13 protein-coding genes and 1 pseudogene are annotated in these 20,402 nt (G+C 57.1%); 3 read left to right on the top strand and 11 right to left on the bottom strand.

Annotated features, from left to right (window positions below):
* Positions 1 to 6: 6 nt before the first annotated feature.
* The 9 genes from IPI01_16665 to IPI01_16705 all read right to left on the bottom strand — a co-directional run bounded on the left by IPI01_16665 (position 7) and on the right by IPI01_16705 (position 12,998).
* Complete coding sequence (locus IPI01_16665) at positions 7 to 1,026, bottom strand: ABC transporter substrate-binding protein (GenBank protein ID MBK7259398.1); 1,020 nt, start codon at positions 1,024 to 1,026, stop codon at positions 7 to 9.
* A gap of 126 nt (positions 1,027 to 1,152) precedes the next feature.
* Positions 1,153 to 2,625, bottom strand: coding sequence for a hypothetical protein (locus IPI01_16670; protein MBK7259399.1), 1,473 nt, complete (start codon positions 2,623 to 2,625; stop codon positions 1,153 to 1,155).
* A complete protein-coding gene (locus IPI01_16675) occupies positions 2,622 to 4,499 on the bottom strand; it encodes a PD40 domain-containing protein (GenBank protein MBK7259400.1) in 1,878 nt (625 codons plus the stop codon). The genes IPI01_16670 and IPI01_16675 overlap by 4 nt, the downstream gene beginning before the upstream one ends.
* Positions 4,496 to 5,593 carry a choice-of-anchor D domain-containing protein gene (locus tag IPI01_16680; protein MBK7259401.1) on the bottom strand — a complete coding sequence of 366 codons (1,098 nt, stop codon included), beginning with the start codon at positions 5,591 to 5,593 and terminating at the stop codon, positions 4,496 to 4,498. The genes IPI01_16675 and IPI01_16680 overlap by 4 nt, the downstream gene beginning before the upstream one ends.
* Before the next feature lie 596 nt (positions 5,594 to 6,189).
* Positions 6,190 to 7,893, bottom strand: a complete 1,704-nt coding sequence (locus IPI01_16685) for a serine/threonine protein kinase (protein ID MBK7259402.1) — start codon at positions 7,891 to 7,893, stop codon at positions 6,190 to 6,192.
* 44 nt (positions 7,894 to 7,937) lie between these two features.
* A complete protein-coding gene (locus IPI01_16690) occupies positions 7,938 to 9,647 on the bottom strand; it encodes a protein phosphatase 2C domain-containing protein (GenBank protein MBK7259403.1) in 1,710 nt (569 codons plus the stop codon).
* Entirely contained in the window at positions 9,644 to 10,741 is a 1,098-nt protein-coding gene (locus tag IPI01_16695) for an FHA domain-containing protein (protein ID MBK7259404.1), read from the bottom strand. The genes IPI01_16690 and IPI01_16695 overlap by 4 nt, the downstream gene beginning before the upstream one ends.
* A 576-nt stretch (positions 10,742 to 11,317) precedes the next feature.
* Positions 11,318 to 12,433 (bottom strand): T9SS type A sorting domain-containing protein, encoded by a 1,116-nt coding sequence (locus tag IPI01_16700; GenBank protein MBK7259405.1) that lies wholly within the window; start codon positions 12,431 to 12,433, stop codon positions 11,318 to 11,320.
* A complete protein-coding gene (locus tag IPI01_16705; GenBank protein MBK7259406.1) occupies positions 12,426 to 12,998 on the bottom strand; it encodes a hypothetical protein in 573 nt (190 codons plus the stop codon). The genes IPI01_16700 and IPI01_16705 overlap by 8 nt, the downstream gene beginning before the upstream one ends.
* Positions 12,999 to 14,444: 1,446 nt before the next feature.
* Between IPI01_16705 and IPI01_16710 the strand changes: the two genes are divergently transcribed.
* The 3 genes from IPI01_16710 to IPI01_16720 all read left to right on the top strand — a co-directional run bounded on the left by IPI01_16710 (position 14,445) and on the right by IPI01_16720 (position 18,583).
* Positions 14,445 to 15,791, top strand: coding sequence for a hypothetical protein (locus IPI01_16710; GenBank protein MBK7259407.1), 1,347 nt, complete (start codon positions 14,445 to 14,447; stop codon positions 15,789 to 15,791).
* 1,352 nt (positions 15,792 to 17,143) lie between these two features.
* Entirely contained in the window at positions 17,144 to 17,731 is a 588-nt protein-coding gene (locus IPI01_16715; protein ID MBK7259408.1) for a T9SS type A sorting domain-containing protein, read from the top strand.
* Positions 17,732 to 18,172: 441 nt separating this feature from the next.
* Positions 18,173 to 18,583: a hypothetical protein gene (locus IPI01_16720; protein ID MBK7259409.1), complete on the top strand. Its 411-nt coding sequence runs from the start codon at positions 18,173 to 18,175 to the stop codon at positions 18,581 to 18,583.
* A 187-nt stretch (positions 18,584 to 18,770) separates the two neighbouring features.
* Here IPI01_16720 and IPI01_16725 read toward each other — a convergent pair.
* Positions 18,771 to 19,607 (bottom strand): annotated as a pseudogene (locus IPI01_16725) (caspase family protein).
* 233 nt (positions 19,608 to 19,840) lie between these two features.
* Positions 19,841 to 20,236, bottom strand: a complete 396-nt coding sequence (locus IPI01_16730; protein ID MBK7259410.1) for a hypothetical protein — start codon at positions 20,234 to 20,236, stop codon at positions 19,841 to 19,843.
* Positions 20,237 to 20,402 lie beyond the last annotated feature (166 nt).

Consider the following 20,402-nt stretch of genomic DNA (forward strand, 5'->3'; position numbering starts at 1 on the left):
CGGTGCCTACCGGCTTGGGCCAGACAATGATGAATTCGAGACGCCGGCCAGCCGCGTCCTGTCGGATTCCTCCGTTTCCAATCGTGGTAAACCGGCCCCGGTCAGAAGTCCGATGGCCTTTTCCGGATTATACTCAAAGGGAGGGACATCCAACGAGTACGATTTCAGGTACGGAGGAAAGGGTCCCGCAACAAGAGTTCCCTTCCGCTGATACACTCTCGTCAGAATGTTGTCGCGGTCGAACCCGTATTCCATGGCCTGACGCACCTCCCGAATGGCAAGGAGTGGATTCGTATGGTTGATCGCAAGGAACTCAAAAGAAAGACTTTCATAGTCCGGGAGGCTCATACCCTCGGCGTTCAGGATCGCGATCTGTGATGGCGGCACCTCCACAAGGATATCGACCTTGCCAAGGCGAATGTGATCGACCTGCGATGCAGCGTCCGGGATATGGAGAATACTGATCTTGTCGATGTACGGTCCTTCGACATTGCCACCCCGCTTTCGGTATTGTTCATTGGCTTCAAGGTGGATCGTCTTTGCATCCCGGCCAACAAACTTGTAGAACCCCGACCCGACCGGTTGGACAGCGATGTCACTTCGTACGGTCAGGGGGAGTTCCTGGAGTTTGTGACGGGGGAGAATGGGAAACGCAAGTAATTTTGGCATGTTTCGCCGGTCGATGATGCTGCGAAACGTAATGAGCAGGTCATAGGTTCCGGTGGGCTGAACGGACACGATATCGGCAACCCTCGTCTGCAGATTCCGGTTGGTCGCACGCCTCATCGCCTCGAAGGTTGACGTGACATCCTGCGCCGTGATCTCCCCACCATCAGACCACTTCAGGCCGGACCGCAGGGCAATGCTCATGCGTCTTCCGTCGGGGAGGAAGCGCGTCGGTTGTGCAATACCCGGTCGGACCGCCTTGCTGATGTCCACCTGGAACAGGCCCTCATACAACAGCCGCGACAGCCGGACACTCTCCATGTCCTCCGATGCCGTGATCGGATCGAACGTGCGAGGCAATCTCCCCTCGCAGTATGTCAGGGTACCACCACGCGGATAAGCGGATTGGCCCCAGGCACTGCCTGCAACCATGAGCATGAGAAGCGAAAGAGTGCAAGACAGCCGCATGACCGCGATCCTCCAGATTCAATGAACCTTCAATTTCACTTCGTTGTCGATAGTCGCATTGGTAAGGGTGTTCAGTGAATTCATTGGTTCCGCTATCGCCTTGGATTCCGGGTACACATCCCGCATATGTGACATCAATCCGATGGCCGTGGACAACTGGCGTAGATGCAATGCCGTCACGTAACATGTCGCATGCCGTACCAGGAAAACGGGATCATTGGCTACCAGATCAGATGCCTTTGCGGCGTTCCATCCACGGTGATAGGCGACCAGCGCATCTTCCATGAGGCCGACAGTCTCGCACGCCAGCCCGAGATTCGAGAAGAACTGCTGGGGCACACGATGATCTTTCTTCTTCGCTTCCAGGACTGCATCGACGGCATTCTGTGCTGCTGCGAGCGCATGACGATGGTACTCCTGGACATCGGCCCGCACAAGCAGTGCGCTCAGCGTCGACCAGGCCTCTGGTCCCGATGAGCCGAGGCACAACTGTATCTCCCTCTCTGCTTCTGCACGGTTACCGGCATGGACCAGTGCTGCAGCGAGATACGCACGGGCGTTGGCATCCGATGACGCACGGAGCTGGAAGATCGATCGCTGCCAATCTCCCCGCTCGTAGCTGACCATACCCATGTAGAGTAACGATGCCGCTTTCTGCTCAGAACTTGCACCCGGCAGGGTGTTCAGCTCCTCCGCATACGATCCACAAAGTTCGATCGCCACTCTGTGCATCACTGCCAGCATCGCCGGATCGTACAACGAGCGCTCTTCGAGCGTTCCCTTCTTTTCCACATAGAGTGGGAGCGCTGGATCAAGTGTCGACGAGAGCTTCCTTGCAGTGGTCAGGTCGCCGGCAACGCAGGCGATGTACGCGAGGCTCCGCTGCACACGCCGCGATTGGTTGCCGGACGCGACAGCCCGTCCCGCCCTCTTATACCATTCCGGATCGAAGCGGGCAGCAAGAAAGCGGGCTTCAAACCTCACATCGGGGGAGGCCTTGCCGCACTCATCCCATGCCGCCCGCCCTTTTTCCTTTGAACCTTCAAGCACATGTGCCGCCCCAAGCCACGCCTTTGCGACGGCAGCGTTTGCCGGCGATACCCCCCTCATCTGGATCGCTTTCTGGAGGGCTTTCACGGCTTTTTGACCGTCCCCCCCCTCGACATATATCATTCCCAGATGCATCGTGTACACGGGGTCGAGCGTATTGATCGAATCGCTGAACTCGAGATACGTCCGCAGAACGATCGTTGAAGCCCGCCACATCTCCCCATATAGTTCGGCCTGGAGCCAGTACAGCCGGCACAGCGAATCAAGAAGTGATGCCCGTTGTGCCCCGGCTACGGATGGCAGCCGTGACTCAGCTTGCGCGATCCTTGTCGCGTACGGCAGGTACCGCTTTTCTTGTTGACGCGGATTCTGTCCGTACAGGCTCCCGGCCCAGGTCAACACGACGAGTATCCAACAGAAGACGCGCCTTGCGTTCATCATTCGGAGAGACCCTGATTGGAAGCAGATGGCAGTCGAAACGCCAACGATATTCTGAAGTCCAGGAAATTGTGCTTGGGATTTGTCGAACTTCTGTCTGTGAATATCTCCGGATTCATTGCCGTGTGGCACGCTGTAACATCCAGACTCATTTTTTCGGACAGTTCAAGTTGCATTCCAGCAGCGAGAGGCCAGCCAAATGGAATATTGGCAGCTGTTCTACCGCCATCATAGTTGAACAAGATCGTCAAACCTGTTCCCAGATATGGATACACCGCAAGATCCCAGACGCGGAATCGCCAACTGATCGATGCAAGGAACTCATTGGCCCCCGCGAAAGCAGAGTTCCCACCACCCTTCGCAAGATCGACCTGTGCGAGCGTCCAGCGGATCGAAAAAAAGGTCGGCACAGAGCCGGTACAAAACAGATACCCTCGAGATGCCTCCATGAAGAGACCAAAGCCGGGGAGGATTTCATCAGGCCAAAGCCAGGGGGCCGGTGTCGATAAGATCCCTGTAAGTCCAAAGACAAAACCCGGAGAAACACGAGGCAAAGGATCTGAAACGGATGTCGATTTTGCCATAGCCACGGGAGTGTCGAACCGGCTTCTGTAAATGACATAGTCCCGCTCGGCATAGCTCGTCACCACCAATGATGTGGCCCGCTCGTCAGATGCGACATCAAGATATCGGTGCTGAATCGGGCTCGGAAGACCGGCGACCTGTATATCCTTGACTGTAACAGCACCCTTCGCATGGATCTCTGCCACTTCCATTGTGGTCTCGCGTCCCCGCTGCCGAAGATATGGAATGACCTGTCGCCCTGCCAGCCAGACCGGGGAACATGAAGTCACATTCTTCACAACGCTCTCATCGATCACCGTAGCCTCGTGGCTTTGAGGTAACGGTATCGCACAGCCGGAAAGCGAATCGAAACGTTGGTAGATAAGGGCAACTGTCGAAGCGGGATCACGCTCTGAACCCGTCCGGGAACGATAGAAGGCAAGTCCGGTACCCGACGGTGCCCAACTGGGCAGCATCTCGTCCTGATCCGGCGTGCTGGTCATCCGCACCGGTGAGCGCTTGGGATCACGAGGATCCAGAATGAGAATGTCGGTGCTGCGCCCGCCGGCTTCATTGACATGGGCCTGATACGCGATCCATCTACCGGCCGGTGACCACTCAGGAGATGTATCGACGTCGGGATTCGACGTGAGTCTGATCAGGGCACCTTCGGCGTCACTGTCGACGACCTTCGACCGTGCTCCAGTACTAGCCTCTACCCGTCCGCCTGCCCGGTTCTCCCTGAGCAGGCCAAAGTACCGAGATGCGTTCGGGAGAACGTAGAGATCGCCGTTGCCTGACCTGCCCGACACAAACACCAGATCCCGCCCGTCCGGAGACCACCGGGGATGCTGTTCAGAAGCGCCGTCACGTGTCAACCGCACGAAGACGGAATCCCCGGTGTTGCCAAGATAGATATCGCTGTTCCCGTCCATCCCGGTGCTGACGAAGACGAACCCATGCCCATCTGCACCGCGCGTGGGACACCAGGAAATCTCGCCGTCCGCTTCAGCCTGGTATTCATCGCTCGAGTCGCGCGGAGAGATTTGACGTGGAGGATTGCCGGGACCACTCACGTACCAGAGGTGCTGCCACTGTGCTCCCTCGATCGATTCGAATGTGAATGCTCCGGACTCACCGGGAGCGGGATGGGTGTTGGCCAATTCGCCACGGATTCCGTACTCGCGTGTCGAGCCGATGACTTCGGCCTTCGAAGGACTGGTCTGGGCCGGACATGCGGATGACAGCGGTCCGGCGGAAAGACCCCAGACGCCGGCAAACATGGTGACGATGACCAGAGGAGCGGCTTTCACTTGAAGTCCTCCATCATTTTGATGTGATACTGTGCATTCTGTTTGCGATCCATATTGGGGGTGCACTCATCGGCCATGCCAAGATAGTCCATCCACAGGTTCCTGATCTGCACTGCGCGGGCCGGGGTCTGCTCCTGCTCTGAACGGCTGAACTGGTTCGTCGCCGAAAGGGCCAGGAAATATTGCGCATCACACGTGAACTGGGCGCGGTCGACGGCGGTTGCAACCTGGCCGCGGTTCTTGATCGCCTGCTTGAGATCGAATTCGGCACCCGGGAGTTCCTGCAGGTTGAAGCGTGCGATCCCGCGCATGAAGAAGGCACGCCCATCAAGCGGCCGCACCCTGAGGATAGCCGAACACCGTGCCTCCACATCCGCATATTTCCTCTGTTCCAGCAGATCTCGGGCCTCCTGCAAAGCCGACACGTGATCGAATCCCTTGTTGGTCCACCCCTCACCCTTCAGGGCGATCTTCTTCGGACCCTTCTTCTTTGTGGACGGATCGCTGCTGGCGATCTCCAACGTTGTGCTCCGTATCCCGCTTTCAAGCGGTTTGAATGTCAGGTGGACAATCGCCTCTCCGCCCGCAGGGATCGTGAATGCGGCGTCACTCTGGATGGCGAACTCTCTGGTATCGTCACCGGTGATTCGTACAGAGTGGATCTTCAGGTCGGCCTCACCCGAGTTCCGGAGGGTCAACTCTTCTGAAGCATCTTCCGAGGTCTCTGTCTTCTCGAATACCACTTCCTCGGACACTTCGAGGCGGCCAAGTTGCAGTGGTGGTGGTTTCACTATTATTGAATCCGCATCGGTGGAATCGTCATCATCACCTGTGGCGGTTGAATCACGCGGGTCGCCGTCTCCTCCTCCCGTAGAGCCATTGAAACTGAAGACCACCGGGAGGAACTCCTCCACATCACCCGCAACGACGGTCCGATAGAATCGTTGGGTTCCCACGGTCAGGTCCAGTGTCACCGCCTCGCCACTTCGAGCTTCAACCTCGATGACCGACCTGCCTTCGGTGAGTGTTCCATCATACTGCTTGCCGTTGATCAGAAGAACCGTCTGCGCATGACCAACGCCATGGAGTTCCACGGGTATCCGTGACCGCGTAGGGGATTTGCAACCGGTCACGCTCAACAGACAAATGGCAGCGACACAGGTGACCGCGATCGCATGATCTCTGGTGCCCAAGAATCGGAAGAATGGTGTTCGATCGGTTATCATTTTCACTTCGTTGGAATTGTCATCTTGGGGTCAACGTAGCGTATTGGTGGAGGCACCACGGTTGTCGTATCCGTGATGGGCGGCTTCACGACTGTCGAATCCCAGCGTGGAATAATGATGGTGTGGCTCTTTGACGTAGAGTCAACACGGAGTGGCCAGCCGAAACGCCTACCATCCTCCGTGTACGTTGTCATAATGTGTCGCCCTGTTCTGACGCCCAAGACCTGCAGCGAAGGCTCTTTCAATTCAACGATATCGGCGCTATCCAGCCGTACCCGCAGGAGCTGGTCGTAGACGATCGTGGAGTCCGGGTACTTCCACTGGAGCCAGAGATCGACCAACTTCTCCGGCCTCCGGAGAATCGGGCTGGAATCAATGCCCACGCCCGACCCGCTTCCGCACCCCGACACCAGAACGAGTGCACAGACGCACAACCACGGAGATAGTCGCATGGAATACTCCCGCTAGTGGTACATGACAGGGAAGATTTTGCTCGTATAAGGGATCTGACATGCTGTGGAGGCACAGATGCCAATGTGCTTCCCCCCGCCATAACGTGATACCTGTTCCACGGTGAACTCACTCTTTCCATCGACTGTCACGTAGAGATACCCGTTGATCCAATGGACCATGATGTCATGCCGGGTGTCGGCCGCACCGCGTTCGCCGATCCCTTGAGAGAGTATCGACGAACGACGTCCAGCCATGCGTTCATAGGTCCACTGACCTGTGTTCAGGATGAGTCGGTGATACTTTTCAGATCCGAGTTCACCTATTGCGACCCCCACGCTATCGCCACACATCGTGGCGTCGATCGTGATCGCCGCGAAGAAGTCGCCGTCTACTGTGTCCACCCATGCAAATGGACCCTGTTCAGGGTCGTACACAAGTGTTGCCGCATGGTCCGACGAGAACTCATCGCCGGACCGTTGCAGCGCGACGATCGCACTCGTCACCAATGTCAACACGAGGACCGACGCCACCGTGATAATCCTCCATTTCGGTTGACGTCCGACCCACGCAGCCAAACGCTCTGACAAGGAAGGGGACCATTCTTCGCCCTTCGAATCATCCGCACCCTCATCCTTCCGGTGGAAAAACTCACGCAGGGATACCACGAAGCGAGGGATCCCGGTCCTGACCCAGGTCGGGGCAGTCCATGCGAAGGCTTCAGGGCCTTCGCTTTCCCCCCCGGTAATCAGCGGGGATACACCCCGTTCTTCAAGCATGACGGTCAGGCGGTCAAGTATTTCCGTCATGGTCTGAATGCGGTCTTCCCTCGATTTTTCGAGCATGTCGGCCATGAGGTCTCCCAGATCGGAAGGGACACCCGCAGGTAAGGGAGGCAGCGGCATCTGTTCATGCATGCGCATGATCTCGAGCGGGTTGCGACTCATGAACGGCGGCTGCCCGGCGAGCAATGTGAAGGCCAGGATGCCGAGAGAATAGATGTCACTCCGGCCGTCGATCTCTTCGCTCCGGCATTGTTCGGGCGACATGAAGGGCGGGGCACCGTGGATGGAACCATCGGGTGTCTTTGAGCTCAGGTATTCATGCTTGGCTACACCGAAGTCGATGAGTGTCACCCCGGAGATCTGACCGCCTCGCGTACTCACGATCACGTTGCCGGGTGAAATGTCCCGATGCCATGTGCATTCGGCATGGGCGGCAACGAGTCCGGCAGCCGCTGCATGAATGATCTGCAGCGTCTCCGCAGCCGTGAAGCGCTTGCCCTCGCGGATGTAGTCATCGAGATCCTTCCCGGTGATCAACTCCAGAGCGATGAACGGGCGGCCGTCCAATTCCCCGTCGCCATATCCATGATTAAGCACTTTCACCACCGGGGCATCAGGATGGCGTTGATTGATCAGCGCCAGAAGCTCTCCTTCGTTTAGGAACTTATCCACAAGATCCCGGTCATCCATCAACGTCGTGTGCATGACCTTCAAGGCCACCGGAGCACCGGTGGTGGCATCCGCTGCACGATAGATGGTCGCCATACCTCCGCGTTTGAGGAATCCCTGGAGGACATACCCTTTGCACATGGTACCTGATGTAAAAACATCACTCGAGGTCGTTGTCCGTGGGGAACGCAGGACCATGTAGATCAAGCCTGCGACCAGAAAAATGGCGCCGGCAAAAATGGAGATCACAACGGGAAAGGACATGGGCACACTCTATCGGGTCCTGAATCGAGTCTGGAAAGTCTGAATCAACACGAGGTCTTTGTTTTCACAGCATGGCCGAACTGCTTTGCTTGCTTCTCGTAATCCTCCCAGTAGTTGTCCACTTCGGACTGATTGACCGGTGGGGCGTCCGACTCTGCTTCCAATGCTTTCGCCCCGGCGCACCAGAGTCTGTACATCGCTTCGAGAAGGACTTGTTGAGATTCACGTGACTCAGGTAGAGGCTTTTTGCCACTCCGCACAGCCCTTTTGAATTCATCGATCGCCAGTGCGATCTTCCCATCCTTCAGGTATCCGTCGCCGAGACGGCAATGCTCTCTGATGCTCTCCGATGCATCAACTCCGGATGCAGTGGAGACCGTCGGCTTTGCCGTGGAATCGGTATTGGGACGGCCGGGCGTTGAATCCGGCTGAATCAAATCTGCTGGAGCAAATCCCGAACCCATGGGAGCTTCCGTTCGCGGCGGAGCCATGCGGGACTGATCCTGGTCCGATGCTGACGTCTGAGCATGCGACGAGGCAGGTTTCACCACGGCTGCATCACGAGAACCATGTATGTGTGCATCAGGCGTGGACCCGGATTGAACTCCACGAGGATTGGCATTGGGCGGCCGCACATCTGGTGTGCCTTTGACATCCGCTGCCCCATCTGTTCTCCTCCTTGCTGAGGAGTCGGCATCGATCGACTTTTCCAATAGCGTATCGATCGGCTCGAGATACAGAACGGAGTGTTCCGGAGCTCTGGTCGCGTCAGCGGAATCCTCAGCATGGATTCCACCGCCGGGACCGGTGCCTTCATCGGACGCTGAGACTTCATCCCTGTTGATGAGCCAGGAGAGCCCTGCTAGCGCGATCACAAAAGCGACGAACAGACCAAGTGCGGTCCACTCGAGCACACCGAAGTGGTACCACCGCCGCTCCAATTCGTACACGAGGCCTGAACGCTTTCCGGAATGGGAGGGCCGGTCGACGTCACCGTATTGGAGGGCAATGACCGTAACATTGTCATCACTACCATTGGCGAGCGCACGTTCGGTCGCTTCGTGCGTCGCCTGCTTCAGCGAATGGGCATCGTACATCAGCGACTGGAGATCCGCGGGTTCGACGGCCTTATGAACGCCATCCGTGCACAGCAGGAGTATATCTCCATCGTGGAGGTGGCCCTCGACGATGTCCACGGCGGGCACAGTCGCTTCCCCGATCGAGCGGGTGAGCGCATTGGCGAATGGATGAGTCCGGGCGGCCTCCGGACTCAGCATCCCCGACGCAACGGCTTCCGCGGCAGCATTGTGATCGACGGTCAGCTGTTCAGGGTCGCAGAATGGTGACAGATGATACGCCCGGCTGTCACCGACATGCGCAATGATATAGTCGCCATCATCGAAGACGACACCGACCGTGAGGGTGGTGCCCATGCCGTTCAGGACCGGGTTCTCTTCCGTTTCAGCATACACACGTGCGTTCACCGCACGAACGATGTCGCGGAGGATCCCAGCCCAGGGCATTCTGTCGGGACCGGTGGCACGGTGGACTTCGTCCTCCAGCAGGCGTTGCACCTCCCGGATCGCGAGCGAACTGGCCACGTCACCCGCCGCCATTCCACCCATCCCGTCTGCCACGGCAAGGAACGCCCGGATGATCTGGGCGTTCCTGCCAAGGCTCCCACCAGCGACGCTATCCTCGTTCCCGTGCCGTAACCCGGCGAGCGAGGATTCCGCTACCCCGATCGGGATCATTTGCCGTTCGCTCTGTAGACAAGCGAAACTGCGCCCATTGTGATCTTGTCGCCGTCGGCAAGCTTCGCGGTCTCGTTCAGACCCAGCACGGCGCCATTGATCTCCGTCGCATTGCTCTTTGCCGGATCAGCGCGGTTGATCACGGTGTATGCGCCGTTCGAGAACAACAGCTTCATCTGATCGCGTGAAACGGTTGGATGCTCCAGTTGGATGTGCTTGAACTGGGGACCAGTCTCACGTCCAAACGTGAACTCCAGGTCTGCATTCTCGCGTGTCCTGAACAGACGGATCTCCTGCACTTTGGTGTCGCCGCTCACCTGGAAGGTACCCGGAAGAACTTTCAGCGTGCCCGGAGGAGGAACATGAATGATGACGACATCACCCTTCACTTTGGTTGCTTCAACTTTGTTCTGGCCACCACTCACACCGCCGCGACGGAGCAATGCCACGATGAGGACGATCACGAGTGCCGCGAGAAATACACCGGCAACGATGGCAACGTAGAATGCGGCGCTGTATGACGCTTTGTCGCATGCAGCAAGAGTCTCGTCAGCAAGCATCTTGGCATCGTCCAACCTGTTGTCCGCGAAAGCACTCTCGGCATCCCTGAGCAAACGGGCGGGCCGGGATCCATCCAACCACCACTTGGATGCAAGATCGGCCACTTCATTCCGTGCCTGCCGGATGCGCATCTCGACAAACTTTGCCTTGTCGGCACTGCCCGTGCTGCCGATTTCCTGGCGCTCATGCTCATCGATGAAGCGCTGATTCGTCCCAGTATATGTGTTGACGGTGCCTTTCACGACGAATCGCCCCTTGACGATGGGATGGCTTGAAGGACTCATGACGGGTATCATGTTGGCCCAGTCATCACGCAACTGATACTTGATCATCGTCTTGTTGTTCACTTCTTCCCAAAAATCCACAAAGCCTTCAACTTGAACCAATTCGCCATCCAACCGGCCATCACGGATATCCGGGATAATGGGCTCGTTAGGGGGTGGGGCGATAGGCGTCTGAGCAAGCAGATTGCCAAAACCAAACCAGATGCCCACGAGCATGAGGGCACCTGCGACACATGCACGGCGTTTCATAGAGAACCTCCGAGAGATTGTGACAAGGCACAGCTATTGTGAGCAACAGCGAAATTCATCGTGAAGACCTGAGGTAGAGGAGATGGCACACGTAGCAGAAACGGAGGACGCACAACACGTCTCCGGCGCCAGACTCATCGCTTGTCATCTCCTACAGCGGAGAGGGTCAATTCGATTGCGAAAGATCGGGTGACGAGTAAGAACAGCCGAGAGGAAAGAGATTCGAAAGGTCCCTGCAGAATGCTCAGCTCCAACCAACCATGGCGATCACCTAACGCATACCCACTCATCCGGTGCAGACACTTCCAACGAACTCACTTACCGCGAATTGTGTCACCTCCCCATGAGCTATTCATCCCATGCCTCTGCACACTGATAATCAACTATCGCTGCAAGGGCACAGCCTTGCCGAAAAAAATGTATCATTTCAAAAAAAAAGAAAAAGGATGCCTCCGCCAGAAGAATGCTACTGCGAGAACACTCTGGCGACATATCGAAACAAAAGTTCACTACGATCCCGCCGAATAACAACTCTCGGATCGTTGCTGGGTTGTCTACCATCCCGAAAGGCGGAGCTTAACGCATCAAACACCTCTTACGAACTTGAACAAAGCGACCGGCGTGCATTCTGCAGAAGTAGACCCCACTGGACAATCCGGCCTTATTGAACCGCGTCAAGTAATGTCCCGGCTGTTTGACTTCTCCCACAAGATCGGCCACCATGCGTCCAAGTACGTCATAGACCGCGATATCAACTCTAGTTTCACTGGCCACATCGAATTCAATCGTGGTTTCGGGATTGAAGGGATTAGGATAGTTTTGTGCCAGCGAGAAGGTCAAGGGCCTTTCGCCTCCCTGCCCGATTATTCCGGTCATCGTACTGGTGAATAGCCATGCACCACCAATCGAGTCATCGCCGGGTCCTCCAACGATAACGGTCGATCCGTCGCCCGAGAGTGCGATCGCAGCACCCTGCCCTGGTCGTGCCGAACCGCTCGTCCCAACAAGTTTTCCACCCACTTGTGACCACCCGTCCTGCGTCCGGGAAAAGACCCATGACGATCCGCGTCCGGCCTCGTCCGAAACCCCACCGAATGCGGCCGTCTTGCCGTCGAGTGACAGGGCAACGGAATACCCGTAGCCGGGAGCATTTGTGGCACCCAATCCCGACATGTGACCACCGCCATCAGATTGCCATATTCCATTTTCCCGATGGAATACCCAGGCTCCTCCAGCCCCACGGGCGTGATAGGGTCCTCCCAGGATCGCGGTGTTACCATCCGCGGAAAGCGCAACAGCATATCCTTGCCCGGCCTCATAGCCATCCGGCCAGAGATGAAGGATCGCTTCCTGTTGCCAGCCAAGGCTTGTCCGTTGCCACGCACTGCCGCCATCCACCGAACGGAACAGGCCGCTATCGCTTCCCGCAAAAAGACCTGCTGCGGTCGCGGCAAGACAACGGACAACACGATTCGCGATACCGGCGTTGGCAGGCTCCCAGAGGTCGCCACCATTTGTGGAACGGAACACTCCGCTGCCGTAGGTCCCGGCAAACAACACTGACCCCACCACGGCGAAGCTCTCCACATCCTGGTTGCCGGAAAGCCCGATATTGATCTGTGTCCATTGGTTTCCCCCATTGACCGATCGATAAACCCCAACCGGCGTACCAACGTACAGACTCTCACCCATCGTGGCAAGGGCGAGAACCGATGCCCCAGGAAGGCCCGAATTCGCAGGGTCCCACCCCCCCCAGATCCGTTGATCGATAGACCTCTCCATTCTCCGTCCCGGCGAAGAGTCCGCCTGATGATCGCAACAGGCTTCGGACGACCTTCCCCGCGATCGCGCCACCGGTCGGGGTCCAGTTCTGCCCAGCGTACGATGACCGAAACACACCGTCATCAGTACCTGCGAGGAGGAGCGTATCGTAGGCGAGAAGTGCCTGCACACTCTTGTTGGCAAGTCCGGTGTTCATGGGTGTCCATGTTGCACCTGCATCCGATGACATATACACGCCTTTGCCGTAGGTCCCCACAAACGCAACCGGGCCGATGGCCGCCATGGAAATGATCGCCGAGTCCAACCACATCTGACTGATTCGCGTCCAGTGCACGCCGGCGTTGCCGGAATAGAAGAGCATCCCACCTTCCCCTCCTGCGAACAGATGGGTGTCTCCCGCCGTAATGGCGCGAATGTACCGTGAATCGACTTTCTCCCCTCCCGCCGTGAAAACCCACGCGGACCCAAATTTCATGAAATCCAGCGGCCCTCCCGAGAGAATCGTGTGTCCATCCGCAGAGAGACTGACGGCAAATCCCTGGCGCGCCTTTCCAAGGTTGCCACTTGTTCCGTGGATCTTCTCCCATTCCTGTTTCCACACGCCATTACTCCGCGAGAAGAGCCACACGGCTCCTTCGAGACCGTCATCGAATGGTCCACCAACGGCAACGAGATCCCCATCGGCTGATATGGCAACGGACTGCCCTTGCGCCGACACACCCACGGCACCACTGCCGACAAGCTTGGGACCCTGTTGGATCCAACCGGTCCCGGAGCGAACAAAGATCCATGCTGCGCCAGAACCCGCGGAATCGGCCGGCCCCCCGACAACGATCGTCTTCCCATCCGCTGCGATCGCAACGGATGACCCTTGATGCGGGTTGCCCGAAGCGCCGGAGCCTGTGAGCTTGCCACCGACCTGCTTCCACGCCCCCCCTCAAGAGCAAAGATCCAGACCGCTCCATATCCAGAAGAGTCTGATGCCCCCCCGATAGCGGCAATTGAACCGTCTGCGGAGATTGCAACAGCAATTCCCTGTGCGGCCCCACCTCTGGCTCCGGAGCCTACGAGCTTCCCGCCGTACTGCTGAAACTGCGCGTTCATGGTCGATGCGCAAAGCGCCACGGTCAGAAACACGAGCGACCTTGTTGTCATGTCGTATGTTCCCCCACCTTTCTTCGTAAATGATCGATGTGCTTTCTCATGCGGTACCTATCAATCGGCAATGCGCCGACGGGTAAACCTGTTGGGATCTTCCAAACCACTGTATTTCTATATTTGTTACAGTTGACTGTGCTCACCGAAAACCCGGATCTTGTTTGCATCGATTTCCGCTCTTGACGTATCTTTCGCTCGACCACCATGGCCTGGGACGCATCAACGCTTGCTGGTTTCTCTGATGTACCGGTTGGCTGCCGTCAAAGCGCCGACCCACAGCTTCCACCAAACGCTCGTTGACATTTGTTGTGCTGTTCTTTACTTTTGGTTGTTGATACGCATCTCGGTGGGGAAAGAGCGGGGGAGCACTTGTGAACGAGAACCTCTTCGTCGATTTGGATGGGGAGGTTTTGTCGTTCGTCCGGGTTCTTTCGCCCCGGATTCAAGTGTTCGGTCAAGACCGGATATGTACGTTGGGGATATGTTGTGCTGCAACTTCGGGACCCTTCCCGCATAGGGTCCATCAAGATCCCATCACCTTGCTTCGGACAACACAATATTTAGCGAAGCGCTTCTTCTGACGGCATTCGGACACAGAATACCGTCAGAAATTGCCTGTGCGGGGAGTGGAATCTCCCTCGAGGTATCCGCTTTCGATGCATCCCTGCAGCGGATACAATCCCCGTTGGAGACCGTAACCAGCTCTCTTCGAATACTCACACATGTGGGTGGGGTGCAATACTGCTTCACAAGGAGAAATCCGATGAAACCATCATTGATTGCTTTGATATTCCTTACTCTGTTCCTGCAATGTGCTGGTATTGGTCAGACCGCGCAGGTTGCCCCGGAATCACACTCCATCGTTGCACCCGATCAGACCGAAAAGGTGCTTGGCGGACCGAATCTGACGTTCTACAAGCCCGTGGGCTGGTCGGATGTCATTGTGGTCTCCAATGTCTACGGCACATCGTCAGACGCCTATTCCATTTCGACGGATCAGCCGGTGTATGTCGATTTCGCATACTTGAACAATGGAACATCCTCAGCCTATTCGTTCTACGTCCGGCTGTTTGTCGACGGCGTTCAACGATATCAAGCATACACCTCATTAAGCGCGGGGTATTACAGTCCGTACACTGATATCAGCATTGGTTCCCTCGGACCGGGGGTGCACGTGTTCACGCTGATGGTCGATGCCACGAACAGCGTCGGAGAACTCAATGAGAACGACAACTCCTACACCCGCACCTTTACGATCACGGCTGGCAGGGGATTCATTACAACGCAGGTCCTCTATCATGGCAGTTCGATCTACTCGGGTGCGGCCGTTCAGATTTACGATGAAAGCGGATACTATGTGAGCACGATGTCCTTCCAGGGATCCGGAGATCCCTATCCGGGTTACTGGAGAGGCATTGTTCCCGACATCAGCAAAAACTATGTCGTGATGTGCCTTCTTAACAATGACTCTATGTACAGCAGGACACAGTGGAACCTGGGAGATCCCGAGCCAACATATATCCGGGGAAACACATATAAGGTGTACAGCAGTGATTTCCGCCCCAGTTGGACATATAGCGGGGTCTCACAAGAGGCTTATCCCAGGCAGTTTTGTTGGGGAAAGCTTCCCGGACCTCCCATGGGTTCATTGAATATCACGCTCTTCCAGGAGCTCGATTGGGGACTCACCGGACCATCCGGGCGTATCGAATTGTACAATTCGTCCGGATACTTTGTTGGCCAGAAACGGGCGAACACAAGTTCGGTCGCTCAATTCGACAGCCTCCCTGCGGGGACCTACAATTACAAGGTGTACAACAGCCGCAATACCCTATGGGGTGAGCAGTACTGGGGACGCAAGTCCATCTATGTCGCCGGTAGCGGAATAACCTACGACACCCATAGACACAACACGCCGTTCATGCCAAGCATGAGAGTGTACAATAACTCAACTGGTCAGCTGTTGCCCAATGGATCAAGGACATCAATTCCGGCCGACACATTTGCGTGTGGAGATCGATGTTACCAATCCAACATACACAGGCGCCGAAGACAATACTGTCGTTGTCACCGAGATCAGACTCGATCGGGACACTCAAACGCCCTATGACAGAGCGTACAGCTGCACTCCCTACACGTTGAACCGGGGACAATCGATCACGACGTTGACATACCTGCTCGGCTCTTCGCTAATCACCGAGAATGGGGCCTATTCCATCTCGTGTGGTTGCTATGTGACCGGTGGGCCTTATGGCTCTAACACCCTTCTCACCGATGCGGGTGATTGGATCAGTCCTGCGTTCAACATTATCCTCGGGACCGCTAGTCTGCCTGATACCACGAAGCTTGTCACCCCTGCCAACGGCGAGACGGTACCACAACCGGTGAAGTTCGCTTGGAGAAAGGTCGAGGGTGCCACAAAGTACTGGCTCAATTACTCCACGGACAATTGGCTCTCGGGGATGTCTGATTCTACGGTGGTCGACACCTTCAAGGTTGTGTCGGGATTGCCGGGGGGGGCTATCGTGAAGTGGAGTGTGGCCACAGGCAACTCCGCCGGATGGAACACGGGGAACTGGAAGAACTACAGATGGTTTGCGACTCCCCTGTCGGCACCTCAGTTGAAATCACCCGTCGACGGAGCGTTGAATATCCCGTTGTCCGCACTCCTGCAATGGCGTGCAGTTCCGGGCGCGGCCTTCTACCGGTTCCAAGTAGCTGCAGATTCGACGTTCACGGGCACGATCTATGAGGACACTACCGGGACAGACACATCGGCCATCGTCCCTTCGCTCAACGAGAATGTGACCTACTACTGGAGGGTCCGAACAGAGACAGCTTCACTGCAAACCACGTATTCCCCGATCTGGCACTTCCATACCGTGCTGGGGGCTCCGTCACTGGAGCGTCCTGCTGATCAAGCCACCGAACAGGCACTACCGGTTAGGTTGGCATGGAGGCCGCTTGCAGGAAGCGCCTTGTATCAGCTACAGATCAGCGCCTCAAGTGGGGTTGATACAAGCATCGTTCTGAATGACTCGACACTGATCGACACCTCCCGAACGGTTTCTGCCCTCAAGTACAACACACAGTACTTCTGGCGAGTGCGCGGCAGAAACGGTGGCTCACTGAGTCCCTGGTCACAGATGTGGCGTTTCCGAACGCTCGATTCAGACCCCGCAGTACCCAAGCTCATCGCTCCGGCTCTCATGGCAGCTGGCCTTGACACGCCAATCACGGTACGGTGGACACGGCCGGTAGGTGCGACATCGTTCCATCTCCAGGTTGCCGGAGACTCTTCATTCACGACAGGACTCATTTACTCGGATTTCCCGACCGGCGATACCGTTATCGTATTGCGTTCCTTATCCTTCCTTACTACGTACTGGTGGCGGGTCAATGCATACAATCCTGTCACAGGGGTAAGCGCGTATTCAACAGCATGGAAGTTCTCCCACAGGGATGTCCCTCCCTTCTGCCGTGACGCTGATAGAACCGGCCCAGAATACTGTGGTGAATGCCGATACTCTTCGTTTGCGGTGGAGAACAAGTGGTCCTGCGGTCGACCGCTACTGGGCGGAATACAGTATCGACTCAGCATTCATCATCAAAGCTACGGATTCTCTGCTGACCGATACAACCGCGGTGCTTCGCAACATGGCAAAGAACATGGGATACTACTGGCGGGTGCGGGCGCATAATCTTGCCGGGTGGGGCTCGTATAGCGTCACAGCACATTTCATACGCTCCACTACGGGAATAGTTGATCGCTATCAGGGAGTGCCTGGTGAATGGGTCCTGGCGCAGAACTATCCGAATCCGTTCAATCCCACGACCAACATCACATTCGGACTGCCGACACAGAGCCGGGTTCGACTGATGGTGTACAATACACTCGGCGAAGAGATCGCAGAGCTTGCCAATGGAGAATTTGACGCAGGGTATCACATGGTGACCTTCAACGCAACGGGTCTTCCTAGTGGGATCTATTTCTACCGAATGGAGGTAGGGACGCTCGTCTTAACGAAACCACTCATGCTACTGCGGTAGGCCTGGTTCTCGATGTAGTGCTGGAAAGTGATGCAACGATCCGGATCCCGGTGGCCCACCGAAACTGGCCATCGGGGTTTTTTGTTTTGTAACACCCCTTTCTTCTCATGAACCTGCATAAGTCAAGATCTCACGCCGCACACAGGATTGGATTTGTCTCATTTCATGATCCTTCCCCGTCGGAATTCCCCCGTATCTTGACGTATTCAATCTAACGGAGGAATCATCCATGTTCCCACAACTCTTCGAAACCACCCGGGACCTGGCCCCTCAGATCTACTTCGGGGGCGAGGAGGTCCCACCCTACTGCCATCTCCGTGTGCCCACCTCTGTGCCGCTCGCGGAGCTCGTCGCGTCCATCCGCTCCGTCGGTGCCGCATCGAACTGCTCGGGCTACATCGACGGCGAAGGGGTGCACTTCCATCTTCAGAAGACGACAACGTGCGGGTCGACCTCTCCCGTGAGTACGTGTTCGTGTCGCAGCCCGGCGATACCGAGAGCGCCATGCCATCGGCGTGGCAGGTGCTCTTCTTCCCGATGGAACCCGTCCGGAAGGTGCTGTTCATCGGCGCTAACGACGCGCTGATGCTGGAGAAGTCGCGCTCCACGTTGCAGCTCTGCCTGGCGCTGGATCAGCTCTGGGCGCAGGAGGTGTTCCTCGAGACCAGACAGGCGATGGTGGAGTCGGACGATGCGCGGGAGCGGGGGCTGGCGCATCTCATGAAGATGCATGAGGAGGAGACAGGCGGAACGCCGACAGAGATGTGGGAATTCTGGGACGTGTTCGGACATCTCATGGCGGAGCGGCTGGGGCTGCGGGTGGAGACTCTCGCGGATCCGACGACGGAATAGGCACGCGATGGGCACGCGACAGGCATCCGACAGGAACGCACCGGGGGGAAGCGGTACCTGAACGGTCCACTTCCCCCCGTGTGCATTTCACACATGCATCAGAGCTGTTCGAGGATCCTCCCTGTCCTGCACGGAGCGGCGTCCAGCAGACACCGCCACCGGTACGAGGGGCGGTCCCCGGTGAACTTCATATCGTGAACGGCTTCTGCGCATAGAATGCCGTATCCACCGCGCCAGTCTTGTAGAGGTTCGGCGACTGATCGGGCGGCATGCGCCGCAGGATGTCGCGGTGGAAGCGCGTGTAGTCCCCCTTGAACCGACCATTGTTCCACACCCGCAGAAGATTCGCCGTAAAGAGCCCGTTGTACGTACCGTCCGCGGAGGTCTGGTTGTCCTAACAGCCTGAGAACAGAAGGATAGAGGCCTTCGGGTGCGGCGGTGCTTTCTTGTCCGCGAACGGGCGCGCGATCTGCGTGTAGAACTTCCTGTTCTCGCGGTACGTGCGGAGGGCGACCTCTGGAGGCATGAACCGGTATTTCATCGGAGCTCCGGTGGCATCGCGCGGGAATTCGAACGGCGTGCCACGGAGGAATGCTTCGCGCGTCACGGTGCCGCTGTGACAGCTGTCCGAGAACACCAGGATGCGCACCCCGGCGGCGAACTTCGCGAAGAGTGCGTCGAGTTCATCGTCGATCATCTCACCATCGAACAGGCACCACGTCTCATCCTGTCCATCCGATTCCTCCCCGTTCGTGTCGGGCACCTGACCACCGTGCCCCGAGTATGTGAGAAGGAAGATATCGCCCTTCTTCAGCTTGCCCGCCGCCGTCGTGATACCCGCGATCACGTTCTTGCGCGTGGCCGCAAGCGTGAGAAGCATCGTCCCCTTGAATTTCTGGCTGTCGGCGATCGCCATCATGTCGCGGGCATCCGCCTCACAGGCAATGAGGTTGCCGGACCAGCCGGCGTAGTGATCAGGATCCACCGCGTTGAGACCGATCGACAGCGCATATCCGCTAGCCATGATGTTCCTCCCTTGAGTGATCGATGTATCTGCTGACTCCGTAACGTGTGGTGGCGGCGGGGAGTTCCTGCCTTCTTCACGGATGCTCCTGAGAGCCGTTCGGTTGGCGGGCTTCTCGCCGTTTACTCAATGCATTGAGTAAAATTACTCAAGACGTTGAGTAAAGCCAGACTCTCAACAGTGCATGAAACTCTTACTTCCGCATCTTAACGCCGAACGTCCTGTATATCCGGTCAGGCAGTCGGCGTCGCATTCGGGATGATGATGCCTACGATGAATGTGAACAACGGGAGCAGCACCGCGCCGTACACCGCCTGGTACCAGGGCGTGAACGCGAACGGCCCGCCGAGAGCGAAGACCCACACCGCGAAGGCGACCGTGGCAATGACGAGCTGCAGGGCCTTCGTCACGTGCGTGATGCGCCAGAGATAGACCGGCGTGAGCGCCAGGAGAATGCCGAAGGCGATCCAGAGGATCGTGGCGTTCGGGCCGGCGGGATCGGCCGCGATGATGACGCCCTGCACGGCGATATAGACCGTGACGACCTCAGCGGGGATGTACTTCAGGATGCGGGAGCCGTAGCCATCAGGAGAAGGGGCGGCTGTAGATCCGCGTGCACCGGCGCGCATCGATGTCGCGTTTCGTGAGGATGGTTCGTGGCATGCTGAACTCCGATTCATGTGAGATCAGTACACATCTTCAACCGCAGTCGTACCAGGCGCTTCCATGCACGGCCAGGCCCGTGAGCCCGGATGCGATCCACGCGGGACCGTGGAGTTGCTACTGATACGTCGA

This window comes from Ignavibacteriota bacterium (genome assembly GCA_016707525.1).
Taxonomy (GTDB): Bacteria; Bacteroidota; Ignavibacteria; order UBA10030; family UBA6906; genus JAGDMK01.